Below are 14,706 nucleotides of genomic sequence, written 5' to 3' on the forward strand. Positions count from 1 at the left end.
ATGCTGATACGCGGTTACCGCTCGTTGACGTTTCTTGTTCTGAGTATGGCGCTCGCGCTCTCTGCGCAGCAGCGCACGGCTTACGCATTCGATCCGAATGCCGGCGTCACCAAGGAATCCGGCCCTTTCGCGCTCTTCAAGTTCGGTTTTTCGGCCTACAAGAACGGCCGCAAGGATGAGGCGGTCGAAGCCTATCGTTATGCGGCCGAAAAGGGCCATACGGGCTCCCGCTGGGCACTCGCCAACATGTACGCCTATGGCGACGGCGTGGCTGAAAACGATCTGGAAGCCTTCAAGATCTACAGCGAGATCGCCGAAAAAGGCGTCGAGCCGGGTTCCGAGGATACGGGCTATTTCGTCAACGCCCTGATTTCGCTCGCCGGCTATTATCGCCGCGGTATTCCCGATAGTCCCATCAAGAGTGATCTCAGCCAGGCCCGCCAGCTCTATTTCCAGGCCGCCTCGACCTTCGGTGTCGCCGAGGCGCAATTCCAGCTCGCCAAGATGCTTCTCTCCGGCGACGGCGGCAGCGTCAATGTCCAGCAGGCGAAGAAATGGCTCAATCGCGCCCGTAAGAACGGCCACGCTGGCGCCATGGGCGTTTTCGGCAATGTGATCTTCCAGGAAGGTCAGACGGCGCGTGGACTGGCCTATATGACCGCTGCACTCGACCAGTGTACGCCGAAGGAACGGCCCTGGCTGCAATCCCTGCAGGAGCAGGCCTTCTCGATTGCCAGCGAAGACGACCGCCGGACGGCCGTCGCCATGTCACACAGCATTCACCTCGACAGCGACTGAACCGTCAAGGTTTCTGCGTCATGCGGCAAAATTGAATTCCGCTGCCACCGGTACGTGATCGGACGGCTTTTCCCAGGCGCGCACGTGCTTCTCGACATCCGTCGAAATCAACCTGTCGGCCGCTTCCGGCGACAGCATCAGGTGATCGATGCGGATGCCGAAGTTCTTCGGCCAGCAGCCGGCCTGATAATCCCAGAACGTATAGAGCGGCGTTGCATCCGTCGTTGAGCGGACGGCGTCGGTAAACCCAAGGTTTTCGAGGCGGCGAAATGCTTGCCGGGTGCGCGGCTGGAACAGAGCGTCGTTCTGCCAGACCTTGACGTCCCAGCAGTCGTGCGGTTCGGCGATGACATTGTAGTCGCCCGCCAGAATCAGCGGCTCTTCCAATGCAAGACGGCTTGCCGCAAAGGCACCGAGGCGATCCATCCAGGAAAGCTTGTAGGGGAATTTTTCCGTCTCGACCGGATTGCCGTTCGGCAGGTAGATCGAGCAGACGCGGATTGCGCCGCCCTTGACGGAAAACACCCCTTCGATGAACCGCGACTGCTCGTCCGAATCGTCGCCGGGCAGCCCGCGATTGATCTCGTCCGGCTGGAGCTTCGAAAGAATCGCCACGCCGTTGAAGCCCTTCTGGCCATGCGTTTCGACATGATAACCGAGCGCCTCGATCTCCGCGCGGGGAAAGCCTTCATCCATCGTCTTGATTTCCTGAAGGCAGACGATATCGGGCTGCGATTCCTTCAGCCAGGCTACGAGAACGTCGATGCGGGCCCTGACGCCGTTGATGTTCCAGGTAACGATTTTCATGGAGTCACGTCCTTTTCGCTGACGGCGCGGAGCCTGCTCTCCTTTTAGCGTCGTCGGATTTTTTTGACAAACCCGATCCGCAACGCAGGCTGTATGACGTCCGCCCGAATTGCTTCCTGATTATGCCTCGCTATATTCCCGACCATGATTGTCATGCTCACCACCTACTGGCCGCATTTCCTGGCCGTGCTCTCCGTCGTCCTCGGCGTCCCGGCGGCCATCCATGCCACGATGACCAAGGAGGAGGTGCGCTCGGCGCTCGGTTGGGTCGGCGTCATTCTGCTGTCACCGGTGCTGGGCGCGCTGCTTTATGCGATTGCCGGCATCAACCGCATTCGCCGCTCCTCGATCGAACAGCAAAGATCTCAGTTCAGGGAACATGGTTCGGATGCCATGGGCAAATTCGACGTGTCTGTCCCCGCCGTGGCGGACCGGTTCGGCCCGCGATTCGGAGCCATGAAATTGCTCGGTGACCGCGTCAGCCGCCACCGCATGTGCACCGGCAATAGCATCACCATGCTCGAAAGCGGTGACGAAGCCTATGCGATGATGCTGCAGCAGATCGCCGGCGCGACGCGTTCCATCCTGCTCGAGACCTATATTTTTGATCGCGATGCCATCGGCCTGCGCTTTGCCGATGCCTTGATCACGGCAGCCAAACGCGGCGTCGCGGTGCGGGTGCTGATCGACGCGGTTGGTGCGCGATATTCGGTCCCGAGCATTGTCGGCCACCTGCAGGCCGGTGGCGTGACGGTGCGGGTCTTCAACGGCAACATCATCATGGGGTTGCGGCTTCCCTATGCCAATCTGCGCACGCACCGAAAAATCCTCGTCGTTGACGGCGCCGTTGCCTTTACCGGTGGCATGAACATCCGGTCGGGTTTTACGGCGGAGTTTGCCGGCGACGCTCAGGCGCGCGATACGCATTTCCGCGTGTCTGGCCCGGTCGTTGCCGATCTCTTCCAGGTCGCGTCCGAAGACTGGCGGTTTGCCAGCCGGGAGGCGCTGGACCGGGAGGCGTGGAAAATTTCGCTCGCGCCGCAACAGCAGAAGCCCTCCATGCTGATGCGCGCCGTGCCGTCCGGACCCGACCGGGCAAACGAATCCAACCACAAGATGATGATGGGTGCGTTTTCCATCGCAAGACGGAATATCCGCATCATGTCGCCGTATTTCCTGCCAGACAGGGAACTGATCAGTGCCCTTGTCACGGCGGCGATGCGCGGGGTCGAGGTCGATATCATCGTCCCGGCCGTCAATAACCTCGTGCTGGTGGATCGGGCGATGACGGCGCAGTTCGACCAGACCTTGAAGGGCGGTTGCCGCATCTGGCGCTCCACCGGTGCGTTCAATCACTCGAAGCTGATGACGGTTGATGATCGCTGGGCCTATGTCGGCTCCTCGAATCTCGACCCGCGCTCGCTGCGGCTGAATTTCGAGATCGATCTGGAAGTACTCGACGCCGGTTTTGCCGGGGCCGTCGGCCAGAGAATCCGGGCCGTGCTGAAGAATGCGCAGCCGGTGACGCTCGCGGACCTGCGCGCAAAGCCGTTTGCCACGCGCCTGCTCAACAAGATTTTCTGGCTGGGGTCGCCCTATCTGTAGGGCGATGCGCCGTCAGGCATTTTTCGTCAGACCGAGAAACTCGTGCCGCAGCCGCAGCTTGCAACCGCATTCGGATTCTTGATCTGAAAGGACTGGCCGAGCAGGTTGTCGACGAAATCGATTTCGGAGCCGCTCATATAGACCAGCGACAGGCTGTCGATCAGCACTTTCGCGTCGCCCTTTTCCAGAACGAGGTCATCGTCGCCGGCATCGCCGACCAGGTCGAACTTGTAGGAAAAGCCCGAACATCCGCCGCCTTCGACGGAAACGCGCATGGCTTTTTTGTCGGCGTCCGTTTTCAGGATCACGGCAATGCGTTTTGCCGCCGAGTCCGAGAGAGTTACGGTTTCTGCTGTCATATCTACCTCCTGCCGGGGTCAAGAACCGGAGAGATTCGCTGTTTACGTCACCCGTTGCCCAGTATTGCCGGCAGCCGGGAAGGATCGATTGCGCAGCAAATCCTTGTTTTCGTTCAAGGTCACGAGTGATTTCCACTCGGTGCTTTCCTGCAGCGCACACTATAGGTATGAAGGCTTTAATACCGCGTCAATGGGATGCTGAGTGGGAAATGACATTGGACAGACATGCTCTTGGTTTCGGTGCCGGTGAACGTGCGATTTTCGCCTCCGATCCGTGGGCGAGCCGCGGTCGGCTGTATCCCGAGACCGGCAGCCCGACGCGGTCGGATTTCCAGCGCGACCGAGACCGGATCGTCCACACCACCGCCTTTCGCCGGCTGAAGCACAAGACCCAGGTCTTCATTGCCGCCGACGGCGACCACTATCGCACGCGGCTGACCCACACGATCGAAGTGGCGCAGATCGCCCGGGCACTGGCGCGGGCGTTGAAACTCGACGAGGATCTCGCCGAAGGGGTCGCGCTCGTCCACGATTTCGGTCATACGCCTTTCGGCCACACGGGCGAGGACGCGCTGCACGAGATGCTGAAGCCTTATGGCGGCTTCGACCACAATGCGCAGTCGCTCCGCATCGTCACCAAGCTCGAACGCCGCTATGCCGAATTCGATGGCCTCAACCTGACTTGGGAGAGCCTGGAAGGCCTGGTCAAGCACAACGGACCGCTGGTGGCAGCAAATGGCGAGGGCACGCGCGGCCCGGTTCCCCAGCCGATCCGCGACTATTGCGCGCTGCACGATCTGGAACTGGCAAGCTTTGCAAGCCTTGAAGCGCAGGTGGCGGCGATTGCCGACGACATCGCCTACAACACCCACGATATCGACGACGGATTGCGGTCGGGCTATCTGACGTTCGAAATGCTGGAGGAAATTCCTTTCCTGGCCGGTCTGATGCGCGAGGTCGGCGATCGTTACCCCGGACTGGAAGCAAGCCGGTTCACCCACGAAATCATGCGCCGCCAGATCACCGCCATGGTCGAGGATGTGATCACCGTCGCGCAGGACAATCTCAAGGATATTCGCCCGCAGAGTGCAGCGGATGTGCGCAATGCGGGCAGGGTGATTGCGACCTTCTCCGGCGCCATGTTCCAGACCGACCAGCAGATCAAGAAAATGCTGATGACACGGATCTATCGTCACCCCGAAGTCATGCGTGTGCGCAAGAATGCGGCCCTGATCGTCACCGATCTCTACAAGGCCTTCATGGCCGACCCGCGCGAAATGCAGAAGCATTACTGGATCGACCTGATCGCCGGCATGGCCGAGCCGGCAAAGGCCCGCCATGTCGGCGACTATCTGGCCGGAATGACCGATACCTATGCCATTGCGGTGCACCAGCGCTTGTTTGACCATACTCCCGATTTGCGATAGTCACCGCGCCGGTTGAAGACAGCGGCGAGCGTTGTAAGCTGTCTCCGGTTTTGAACGATAATAATGCGACCTCGCGCGCTTCTGGCGCAGCAGAGCGGATGGATGACATGAACCTTTTCACAGACTTCGAAGCAAGAATTAAAAACGTCCTGGAGACGATTGATATCGTACGTGAAAAGCGATCCGAAATTGATTTTGACAGGGTCAGCGTAGAATCGCCGCGGGATGCCAGCCACGGTGATGTGGCGACCAACGCTGCCATGGTGCTGGCCAAGCCGCTCGGAACCAATCCGCGTGCGCTTGCCGAACAGATCGTCGTCAGGCTGAAAGAAGACCCGGAAGTCATCGACGTCTCGGTGGCCGGACCGGGCTTCATCAATGTCAAGCTCTCGATTGCCTATTGGCAGAAGTTGCTGACCGGGATGGTTGCCGAAGGCACCGCATACGGCAGGAGCGCAGTCGGTGCCGGCCGCAAGGTCAATGTCGAGTATGTTTCGGCCAATCCGACAGGCCCGATGCATGTCGGCCATTGCCGTGGCGCTGTCGTCGGCGACACGCTTGCCAACCTGCTTCAGTTTGCCGGTTACGAAGTCACCAAGGAGTACTATATCAACGACGCCGGCTCGCAGATCGATACGCTCGCCCGGTCCGCTTTCCTGCGGTACCGCGAGGCGCTTGGCGAAAAGATCGGCGAAATTCCCGCGGGGCTCTATCCGGGCGATTATCTCGTTCCGGTCGGGCAGGCACTGGTCGATGAATTCGGCACCAGCCTCCGGCTCATGCCGGAAGACAAGTGGATGCCGCTGGTCAAGGACCGCACCATCGATGCGATGATGGTGATGATCCGCGAGGATCTGGCGGCGCTTAATGTTCATCACGACGTTTTCTTCTCTGAACGGACCCTGCATGCCGATGGCGCCGGACGGATCCGCAATGCCATCAACGACCTGACCTTCAAGGGCCATGTCTACAAGGGGGCCTTGCCGCCGCCGAAGGGGCAGCTGCCGGAAGACTGGGAAGACCGCGAGCAGACCCTGTTCCGCTCGACCGAAGTCGGCGACGATATCGACCGGCCGCTGATCAAGTCGGACGGTTCCTATACTTACTTCGCCGCCGACGTTGCCTATTTCAAGGACAAGTTCGACCGCGGCTTCAACGAGATGATCTATGTGCTCGGCGCCGACCACGGCGGTTACGTCAAGCGGCTTGAGGCTGTGGCGCGCGCGGTCTCCGGCGGTTCGTCAAAGCTGACGGTGCTTCTCTGCCAGCTCGTCAAGCTCTATCGCGACGGCGAACCGGTGAAGATGTCGAAGCGCTCAGGCGATTTCGTCACGCTGCGGGACGTGGTCGAGGAAGTCGGCCGGGATTCCGTCCGGTTCATGATGATCTATCGCAAGAGTTCCGAGCCGCTTGACTTCGACTTTGCCAAGGTGACAGAACAGTCGAAGGATAACCCGGTCTTCTACGTGCAGTACGCCCATGCGCGTTGCATGTCGGTTTTCCGGCAGGCCGGGGAAGCTTTTCCGGATGTCGATTTCGCCACCATCGATCTTGCCGGTGCCATCGAAGGCAACATTTCCGATTCGAACGAGTTGCAGCTGGTGGCCAAGCTTGCAGAATATCCGCGCGTCATCGAGGCTGCGGCACTGTCGCAGGAGCCTCACAGGATCGCGTTTTACCTCTATGATCTTGCCAGCGCCTTCCATGCGCACTGGAATAAAGGTAAAGATGCTCATGAATTACGTTTTGTTAACGATAAAAATAGAGAATTGACGATTGCCAGACTAGGGTTGGTGCGTGCTGTCGCCTCGGTGTTGAAGTCGGGCCTGTCTATTACAGGTACCGCTGCACCGGATGAGATGCGATAGTATTGACACCATTTCCCCACAATGCACTGGCAATGACTGGCTAGTAAGTTGTGAGTGGAGCGCATGGCAGACAAACAATTCGCACGAAGCGGGACTGCGGAATTCGACGTTTTGGCGGATGATGATCCATTGGCCGAACTCGCCCGCATTGTCGGCTATGACAATCGTCCCGCGGTCCAGCAGCTGCAGGAACTCGAGAAACATCGTGAAATGGTTCGTCGTGAACCTGTGATGGATGCGCCGGCCCTCGATCTGGAAGACGAGCTCCTGCGGGAATTCGATGTCTACGATGCGCCGCAGGCTGCTCCGCCGGTGCATGTGTCAGAGCCTGTCCGCGTCGAGGAACCCGTCTCCTTCGCGCCGCTTGACGAACAATACCATGTAGCTCCCGTGGAGCCCGTCGCGCCGGCGGTGGTCGAATATCAGCCTGAAGAACTGGTTGCCGAGTCCCTGGTTGATGCCGCCGCACCGGTGTTTGAGATCGAACCGATTGCCGCTGAGGAACCCGTTCTCGCCAGATCAGATATTTTCGAGACCAACGCTCAGGAAGCGTCCGCAGCCCAATCCTGGTCGCAGGGGCCGGGGGCTGCCGCCCCGGAAATCGACAATGGCTGGGCGGTCGAGCAGTGGGACGAGCCGGTTTTTGACGGTGTCGATCTCGAACGCGAACTTGAACTCTCCATCGGTCATGACGACGCGCCGGAGATCGAAGCGCAGCCCGTGCAGGCGCCGCGCTTTGAGCCCGAACTGGATTTCAGCGTTGACGCCACCGCAGTCGAAGAGCTTCCTGTGGAAGCCGTCGCTTTGCCTGCCTTCGAAGAGCCCGCGGCATTCGAGCCTGCCGGCGACGACCACCCAGATTTCGAACAACGGGTCGCAGATATTGCGGTGCCTGAAACTCAGGTGCAGGACGACCTGCCGGAATGGCAGCCTGAGCCCGCGCATGCATCGGGCGACATCGTCATCTCGCCAAAGGATCCGCATGGCATCGACGCCCTTTTGGCCGATATCGAGCGCTTTCCGGTTCCCGCCAAGGCTGCCGTAAAGGCAGTCCCGTCTCCTGACGTCACGCGCAAGGTCAATTATCCCTTCACGCCGACCTTCAGCCGGGCAACGCCCGTCGCTTCGACCGGCGGTGTGCTGTCGCAGAAGGCGTTCGCGACGCCGCTTGCCGCGCCCGTTATGCCTGCCGCTTTCACCGAAACCACGTACCAGCCGGCCGAAATTCCGGTCGAGCCGGTGGCGATCGAGGCGGCTCCCTCGTTGAAGCCGATGGTCGATGACGAGCCGGATTTCGATCTCGACACATTCGAACTGGATCTTTCCGGCATCGATCTGGATATCGATCCGTCGGAGTTCGAGAGCGCCGCGCGCGCGACTGCCTTTGCACCGGTCGAGCCTGTTGCCGTCGAGCCGGTCATCGCATTTGCTGCGGCGCCCGTCGTCGATATTCCGGAAATCGAGCAGCGGATCAGCGAAGAGCCGGAAAGCGTGCTGCCTTTCGATCCGTCGATGATCGCGGAGACGGAAGAAAGCCTGGCGACGATCGGCGATCTCAACGTTCCGCAATTGCCTGTTGTCGAACAGGAGCGCCCAGCCGTTCAACAGCCGGACTACGACCTCGACATCGACGCTGAAATGGCTCAGCTTTTTGGAACGCCGAGCCGTAACGCGCATGGCGTAGATCGGGGTACGGTTGACGAGAGCGGCTTTGGTGCCGTGGCCCAGGCCGCCCCGGCGGCTCATTCTTCCGGCGCCAGCGTCGAGGACGATTTCGATGAATTCGAAAAGGCCATGGAAGAGGATTTCCGGCTGTCGCTGAGCCAGCGCCAGGACGCCGACCCATCCTCGGATCGCCTGGCGGTTGGCTCGGGTTACGCTGCCAACAACGACTACGATGACGACCAAAGCGGCTCCGGCAAGCGTCGGCTGATATTGCTCGCCGCGGCCGTTGCCGGTCTGGCGATCTTTGGCGGCGTCGGCGTTTACGCCTTCATGGGCGGCAGCGGTTCCGCGCTTTCCGGCGGAGAGCCGAAAATCATCCTGGCGGACAAGTCGCCGGTGAAGATGGTACCGGTGGAGAAGGGCGGCAAGACCGTTCCGAACCAGGACAAGGCCGTCTACGACCGCGTTGCCGGCGCGCAGGATACGACACCGCAGCAAGGTACCCTGGTCTCCTCCACCGAAGAGCCCGTCGACGTGGTTCAGCGGACGCTGACGCCGGAGAACCTGCCGCTCGAGGGCGCCGGTGACGAAATCCCTGGCGTCACGCCGGTGGATGATGACGGCAGTGATCGGCTTTTGCCGGACGGACAGGCGGCGGAAAACGCCGCTGCTGATGAGGATCAATCGCCAGCCGTTTCACCGCGTAAGGTCCGCACAATGATCGTCAAGCCGGACGGTACGCTGGTTGCTCGCGAGGAACCGGCCGCGCAGCCTGAGACGAACGTGGCTTCGGCGGAGACCGCTGCAAACAAGGGCGATCCGCAGGTCAAGGTCGTCAAGACGACGACAGTGACGCAGCAAACAGAGACTGCCTCCACGCCCAAATCCCTGCCGGTTGTCGAGCAGCTTGCCGAACAAGGGCAGAAGAGCGCACTTGCCGAAGCCGCCGATGCGACGGTCGAGGAAACGGCGCCGGTTCGGTCCGTCAAGACCACAGCGGTTGCCGACAACAGCCCGGTGCCTCAGACCCGCCCGGTCGAAGAGCCGGCCAAGGTCGTCGACACCTTCAAGACCGATCAGGCCGCAGCCCAGCCGGTCGCAGAAGCCAAGCCGGCTACTGACGCCAAACCGGTCGAGACGGCCTCGATCGCGCCGGGCACCTACGTGATCCAGATTGCCTCGCTGCCGTCGGAAGCCGAAGCCCAGAAGTCCTACAAGACATTGTCCGGCAAGTTCGGCAGTGTCATCGGCGGCAAGGGCGTCGATATCAAGAAGGCGGAGATCGCCGGCAAGGGGACCTATTTCCGGGTTCGTATTCCGGCCGGCACCCGCGATGCTGCCAATGCCCTGTGCTCGCAATACAAGAGCGCCGGCGGCAGCTGCCTCGTCACGAAGTAGCTGGATCGAACAACCAAATCATCAAAAGACGCGGCGAAATGGCCGCGTCTTTTTTGCGTCGGGAGCAGGCCAGGGCTGCAATAGCTGTGAATGACTGGATACAGCGGCAAAACTGGCATTCGCCTTGCGGACGTCAGCGACTATTATTTCCAAATGACCGAATCAAAAGCATTCATTTCCGGCTGCAAGGGCCTGACCCTCACGTCGGACGAAAAGACCTTCTTTGCCGGTGAACGCCCCTGGGGCTTCATTCTGTTCGGACGCAATATCAGCGAGCCCGAGCAGATCGCCGATCTGACCGCGTCGTTGCGCGACAGCATCGGCAATCCCGATGCGCCGGTGCTGATCGACCAGGAGGGCGGCCGTGTCCAGCGCATCCGCCCGCCGATCGTCGCGCAATATCCGAATGGTGACGCGATCGGCGAAATCTATCGCCGCGACCGCGAGCAGGGCCTGCGCGCCGCTTGGCTGATGTCGCGGTTGCACGCCTTCGATCTGATGCGGTTCGGCATCACGATCGATTGCCTGCCGGTGCTGGATGTGCCGATCGAGGGCAGCAGCGACGTGATCGGCAATCGCGCCTATGGCTATGATCCGCATGCCGTTGCCGAAATTGGCGCTGCCGCGGCGGCCGGCCTCAAGGCAGGCGGCATGTTGCCTGTCATGAAGCATATGCCCGGCCATGGCCGCGCCTTCGTCGATTCGCATCACAAGCTGCCGGTGGTCGATGTCTCCTTCGACGAATTGACCAAAAGCGATTTCCTGCCCTTCGTCGCCATGAAGAATGAACTGATGGGCATGTCGGCCCATATTGTTTTCACGGCGATCGATCCGGACAATCCTGCGACCACGTCCGCCAAGGTCGTGCGCGATGTCATCCGCGGCCATATCGGTTTTGACGGATTGCTGATGTCGGACGATGTCTCGATGAATGCGCTTGCGGGTGATATCGAGGCGCGGGCACGCGGCATAATTGCCGCTGGGCTCGATCTGGTGTTGCATTGCCATGGCATCATGGATGAAATGCATCAGGTGGCGCGCGTGGTCCCGGTCATTTCCGGCGATAGGTTGCGCCGTGTGAAGGCGGTGGAAGCAGGCTTTACCAAACCCGACGCCTCGGACGAGGTAGCATTGCGCGACGAGTTCAATGGTATATTTGCCATCGCATAGGGGATATGAGCTGATTTCAGGGGCAGGGCAATCGTGAACAACGCCGGCGACACGCAGAAGAAACCGGCGACACGGGCGCCGATGGACCCGCTGTGGCAGGATGAAACCTCCGATCGCGGCCTGCATGAGGAAGAACTTGTCGTCGATATCGCCGGGTTCGAAGGTCCGCTTGACCTTTTGCTGCATCTCGCCCGCAACCAGCGCGTCGATCTCTCCCGTATTTCTGTCCTGGCGCTCGCCGAACAGTACATCGCCTTCATCGAGCGCGCCCGCAGCATCCGGCTGGAACTCGCCGCCGATTATCTGGTGATGGCGGCGTGGCTGGCTTTCCTCAAATCGCGGCTGCTCATTCCACAGCAGGCAAAGGACGAAGGCCCTTCCGGTGAGGAAATGGCTTCGGCCCTGGCGTTTCGCCTCAAGCGCCTCGAAGCCATGCGCGAGGCAGCCACCCGGCTGATCAATCGCAACCGGCTCGGCCGCGATGTCTTTGCGCGCGGCGCGCCCGAACATATCCCTGTCGAAAAGAAATCGGCGTTCGAGGCCTCGCTCTACGATCTGCTCAATGCATATGCTTCGCTGCGCCAGCGCGAGGCGGTGATGCAGGTAACCATCGAGAAGCGGCAGGTCTGGTCGCTGGCCGATGCGCGGCTTATCCTTGCCCGGCTGATCGGCGAGATGGTCGACTGGACGGCGCTCGATCATTTTCTTCTGCGCTACATGACCAGCCCGAAGGAGCGCGCAACGGCCATTGCCAGTTCCTTTGCGGCTTCGCTCGAAATGGTGCGCGAAGGGCGTCTCGAAATCCGTCAGGACGGTGCGTTTTCGCCGATCTACCTGCGCCAGGGGCCGAACCCGCTGACGGCAGAGGTGCTGGCGGATATGGAGGCGGGGCGTGATTGATCCGCAAGAGCGTCTGCCGGGCATGGTCGAGGAGCAGGATGAGGCTGGCGTAACGGAAACCATCCTTGACCCGAGAGTTGAACTGGAAGCCGAGCGTATCGCCGAGGCACTCGTCTTTGCATCGGCCCAACCTGTCTCCGAAGGCTATATCGCCTCACGCCTGCCGCGGGGTGCTGACGTGCCGCGCATCATGATGCGTCTGAAGTCCCTCTATGCCGGACGCGGGGTCAACCTTTTGCAGGTCGCCGATCATTGGGCGTTCCGCACCGCCGCCGATCTCTCCTTCATCGTCCAGACGGATGAAAATGAGGTGCGCAAGCTGTCGCGGGCAGCCCTCGAGGTGCTGGCCATCATCGCCTATCATCAGCCCGTCACGCGTGCTGAAATCGAGGACATTCGCGGCGTGCAGACCTCTAAGGGTACGCTGGACGTTTTGATGGAAGCCGGCTGGATCCGGTTTCGCGGCCGCCGCCGGACACCCGGCCGGCCGGTGACCTTCGGCTCCACCCGCGACTTCCTCGACCATTTCGGTCTTGAGGAACTGCGCGATCTGCCCGGTCTTGAAGAGTTGAAGGGGGCGGGGCTGTTGTCCGGCCGCATTCCTGCAAACTTCCAGATACCCGTGCCACTCGGCGACGATGGCTTTGGCGAGGACGAAGATCCGATCACCCAGCTCGACCTCGAAGAACTTGGCCTTCTGGCGCCGACCGGTGGCGACGGGGAGTAGGTCACGCCTGTTTGTCGTGAATTCCCCAGCGGCGTCCGAAACCTCGGGGCTGCGCGCATTGGTCACGTCTGCGTGAGTTTCCAGCGAGAATGCGCTGGAAAGAACGGATAATCATACTGTTGACTGTATCCCCGCCCAACTCTCGGTGTAAGGATTGCGCGACGTGCGGCTTTCCGTTAACGAGCGGAATAGATTGCTGTTTGAAAAAGATGGTCGAACATCTTAAATCGGGGTTACAGGCTTCAAGGGAGTAAGGATATGGGTTCCTTTAGTATCTGGCATTGGCTGATCGTTCTGGTCGTGGTTCTGCTGCTGTTCGGTCGCGGCAAGATTCCGGAATTGATGGGTGACGTTGCCAAGGGCATCAAGAGCTTCAAGAAGGGCATGACCGAGGAAGACACGACGACGGCCGACAAGACCGTCGACGGCAAGACGGTCGAACACAAATCCGACGAAGTCCGCTGATCATGCATTCTGTTCAGGGCCTGACCTTTTAGGAAGGGCCCTGTCGTCTTCGATTTCGTGGAGTCCTTGAGAATGCTTGATGTCGGCTGGACCGAGCTTGTCGTTATCGCCATCGTTATGATCCTCGTGGTGGGCCCGAAGGACCTGCCGCCGATGTTGCGCGCGTTTGGCAAGATGATGACCAAGATGCGCGGCATGGCGAATGATTTTCGCCAGCAGTTCGACGAGGCCCTCAAGGAGGCCGACCTTGATGATGTGCGCAAGACCCTTGCTGACGCGCAGAAGCTCAATCCGGCGCATAGCATCCGCGAGGCGATGAATCCGCTTCGACAGATGGGCAACGACATCAAGGCCGATCTGCAGAAAGCGACGGCGGTCGACACGAAGCCGAAGGAGCCGGTCGTCCCAGCTCCTGCCGAGGTGTCGGCGGAGGCGGTTGTCCCGCAGGAACCGCCGAAAGCCGGTCCGGTTGCGGCCGCTGCGATTGCATCCGCCGCAAAGCAAATGGAGCGTGCGGCCGAAGCTGAGAAGCCAAAGGCGAAGCGAGCTTCCAAGGCGAAGACCGTCATGGCGGAAGCCGCCGTTTTGTCACCGGTGAAGACGCCGGCGAAAAAGGCAACGGCAGCTGCCTCCGACACTGTAAAGCCGGCTGTCCGCAAGGCCGCTGCCAAGACGACCAAGAAAAAAGGTGACGCATGAGCGGCGATATCGACGATAAGCCCCAGCCGCTGATGGCGCATCTGATCGAACTGCGCGCCCGCCTGATGTGGGCAGTCGGCGCGTTTTTCGTGGCGTTCCTTGTCTGCTTCTATTTCGCCAAGGGAATCTTCAATGTCCTGGTGCAGCCGTTCAAATGGGCTGTCGAGTGGGCCGGGCTGAACCACCGGGCGGTGGAACTCATCTACACGGCGCCGCAGGAATTCTTTTTCACGCAGGTGAAGGTTGCGATGTTCACCGCGCTGGTGATCGCCTTTCCGGTGATCGCCGCGCAGGTCTACAAGTTCGTGGCACCGGGGCTCTACAAGAACGAGCGGGCGGCTTTCCTGCCGTTTCTGGTTGCCTCTCCGCTTCTTTTCATCATGGGCGGCTGCCTGGTTTACTTTTTCTTCACGCCGATGGTCATGTGGTTCTTCCTGGCGATGCAGCAGGACGGCGGCGAGGGGCAGGTGTCGATCCAGCTCCTGCCGAAGGTCTCGGAATATCTGAGCCTGATCATGTCGCTGATCTTCGCCTTCGGCCTGGTATTCCAGCTGCCGGTGATCACGACCCTGCTTGCGCGCGTCGGTTTTGTCACCGCGCAGGGGCTTAAGGAAAAACGCAAATACGCGATCGTCATCGCTTTTATCGCCGCGGCGATCCTGACGCCGCCGGACCCGGTCTCCCAGATCGGCCTTGCCCTCCCGGCCATCCTTCTCTACGAGGTTTCCATCTATACGGCCCGACTCGTCGAGCGGCAACGGGCACGCGACGCGGCTGCGCGCGCGGTTGCCGAGGCGGAAGAAAACGTCGGCTGATAC

13 protein-coding genes are annotated in these 14,706 nt (G+C 60.6%); 11 read left to right on the plus strand and 2 right to left on the minus strand.

From position 1 onward, the window contains the following. Entirely contained in the window at nucleotides 1-798 is a 798-nt protein-coding gene (gene exoR, locus J2Z75_RS00945; RefSeq protein ID WP_209846381.1) for an exopolysaccharide production regulator ExoR, read from the plus strand. A gap of 18 nt (nucleotides 799-816) precedes the next feature. On the opposite strand, the gene xth is transcribed toward exoR, so the two are convergent. After that, the gene (gene xth / locus J2Z75_RS00950) at nucleotides 817-1,605 is read right to left on the minus strand and encodes an exodeoxyribonuclease III (RefSeq protein WP_209846383.1); all 789 of its coding nucleotides are present in this window, start codon (nucleotides 1,603-1,605) and stop codon (nucleotides 817-819) included. A gap of 144 nt (nucleotides 1,606-1,749) precedes the next feature. Between xth and J2Z75_RS00955 the strand changes: the two genes are divergently transcribed. Beyond that, on the plus strand, nucleotides 1,750-3,210 hold the full coding sequence (locus J2Z75_RS00955; protein WP_209846385.1) for a phospholipase D-like domain-containing protein: 1,461 nt from the start codon (nucleotides 1,750-1,752) through the stop codon (nucleotides 3,208-3,210). A 26-nt stretch (nucleotides 3,211-3,236) separates the two neighbouring features. Here J2Z75_RS00955 and erpA read toward each other — a convergent pair whose 3' ends face one another. Next, on the minus strand, nucleotides 3,237-3,569 hold the full coding sequence (gene erpA / locus J2Z75_RS00960) for an iron-sulfur cluster insertion protein ErpA (protein WP_209846388.1): 333 nt from the start codon (nucleotides 3,567-3,569) through the stop codon (nucleotides 3,237-3,239). 209 nt (nucleotides 3,570-3,778) lie between these two features. Between erpA and J2Z75_RS00965 the strand changes: the two genes are divergently transcribed. The 9 genes from J2Z75_RS00965 (at nucleotide 3,779) to tatC (ending at nucleotide 14,703) form a co-directional block, all read left to right on the plus strand. Further along, nucleotides 3,779-4,996, plus strand: a complete 1,218-nt coding sequence (locus J2Z75_RS00965; RefSeq protein WP_209846391.1) for a deoxyguanosinetriphosphate triphosphohydrolase — start codon at nucleotides 3,779-3,781, stop codon at nucleotides 4,994-4,996. 107 nt (nucleotides 4,997-5,103) lie between these two features. Beyond that, nucleotides 5,104-6,864, plus strand: coding sequence for an arginine--tRNA ligase (gene argS / locus J2Z75_RS00970; protein ID WP_209846394.1), 1,761 nt, complete (start codon nucleotides 5,104-5,106; stop codon nucleotides 6,862-6,864). Nucleotides 6,865-6,927: 63 nt separating this feature from the next. After that, complete coding sequence (locus tag J2Z75_RS00975) at nucleotides 6,928-9,927, plus strand: SPOR domain-containing protein (protein WP_209846397.1); 3,000 nt, start codon at nucleotides 6,928-6,930, stop codon at nucleotides 9,925-9,927. Between the two features lie 153 nt (nucleotides 9,928-10,080). Beyond that, nucleotides 10,081-11,097, plus strand: a complete 1,017-nt coding sequence (nagZ, locus tag J2Z75_RS00980) for a beta-N-acetylhexosaminidase (protein WP_209846400.1) — start codon at nucleotides 10,081-10,083, stop codon at nucleotides 11,095-11,097. 81 nt (nucleotides 11,098-11,178) lie between these two features. After that, nucleotides 11,179-11,997 carry a segregation and condensation protein A gene (locus tag J2Z75_RS00985; RefSeq protein WP_209848663.1) on the plus strand — a complete coding sequence of 273 codons (819 nt, stop codon included), beginning with the start codon at nucleotides 11,179-11,181 and terminating at the stop codon, nucleotides 11,995-11,997. Next, nucleotides 11,990-12,724 carry an SMC-Scp complex subunit ScpB gene (gene scpB / locus J2Z75_RS00990; RefSeq protein ID WP_407692724.1) on the plus strand — a complete coding sequence of 245 codons (735 nt, stop codon included), beginning with the start codon at nucleotides 11,990-11,992 and terminating at the stop codon, nucleotides 12,722-12,724. Before J2Z75_RS00985 ends, scpB begins: the two co-directional genes overlap by 8 nt. Nucleotides 12,725-12,982: 258 nt before the next feature. Further along, a complete protein-coding gene (locus tag J2Z75_RS00995; RefSeq protein WP_209846403.1) occupies nucleotides 12,983-13,189 on the plus strand; it encodes a twin-arginine translocase TatA/TatE family subunit in 207 nt (68 codons plus the stop codon). A 72-nt stretch (nucleotides 13,190-13,261) separates the two neighbouring features. Then, a complete protein-coding gene (tatB, locus tag J2Z75_RS01000) occupies nucleotides 13,262-13,888 on the plus strand; it encodes a Sec-independent protein translocase protein TatB (protein WP_209846406.1) in 627 nt (208 codons plus the stop codon). After that, nucleotides 13,885-14,703, plus strand: coding sequence for a twin-arginine translocase subunit TatC (gene tatC / locus J2Z75_RS01005; RefSeq protein WP_209846409.1), 819 nt, complete (start codon nucleotides 13,885-13,887; stop codon nucleotides 14,701-14,703). Before tatB ends, tatC begins: the two co-directional genes overlap by 4 nt. The last annotated feature ends 3 nt before the right edge of the window (nucleotides 14,704-14,706 follow it).

The organism is Rhizobium herbae, assembly GCF_017873135.1.
Taxonomy (GTDB): Bacteria; Pseudomonadota; Alphaproteobacteria; order Rhizobiales; family Rhizobiaceae; genus Pararhizobium; species Pararhizobium herbae.

Excerpts from the sequence above, each read along its gene's own strand:
- J2Z75_RS00995 (WP_209846403.1), top strand. The coding sequence starts at position 12,983 with ATGGGTTCCTTTAGTATCTGGCATTGGCTGATCGTTCTGGTCGTGGTT.
- tatC (WP_209846409.1), top strand. The coding sequence starts at position 13,885 with ATGAGCGGCGATATCGACGATAAGCCCCAGCCGCTGATGGCGCATCTG.
- J2Z75_RS00955 (WP_209846385.1), top strand. The coding sequence starts at position 1,750 with ATGATTGTCATGCTCACCACCTACTGGCCGCATTTCCTGGCCGTGCTC.
- J2Z75_RS00985 (WP_209848663.1), top strand. The coding sequence starts at position 11,179 with ATGGACCCGCTGTGGCAGGATGAAACCTCCGATCGCGGCCTGCATGAG.
- erpA (WP_209846388.1), bottom strand. The coding sequence starts at position 3,569 with ATGACAGCAGAAACCGTAACTCTCTCGGACTCGGCGGCAAAACGCATT.
- J2Z75_RS00975 (WP_209846397.1), top strand. The coding sequence starts at position 6,928 with ATGGCAGACAAACAATTCGCACGAAGCGGGACTGCGGAATTCGACGTT.
- J2Z75_RS00965 (WP_209846391.1), top strand. The coding sequence starts at position 3,779 with ATGACATTGGACAGACATGCTCTTGGTTTCGGTGCCGGTGAACGTGCG.
- nagZ (WP_209846400.1), top strand. The coding sequence starts at position 10,081 with ATGACCGAATCAAAAGCATTCATTTCCGGCTGCAAGGGCCTGACCCTC.
- exoR (WP_209846381.1), top strand. The coding sequence starts at position 1 with ATGCTGATACGCGGTTACCGCTCGTTGACGTTTCTTGTTCTGAGTATG.
- xth (WP_209846383.1), bottom strand. The coding sequence starts at position 1,605 with ATGAAAATCGTTACCTGGAACATCAACGGCGTCAGGGCCCGCATCGAC.
- tatB (WP_209846406.1), top strand. The coding sequence starts at position 13,262 with ATGCTTGATGTCGGCTGGACCGAGCTTGTCGTTATCGCCATCGTTATG.
- argS (WP_209846394.1), top strand. The coding sequence starts at position 5,104 with ATGAACCTTTTCACAGACTTCGAAGCAAGAATTAAAAACGTCCTGGAG.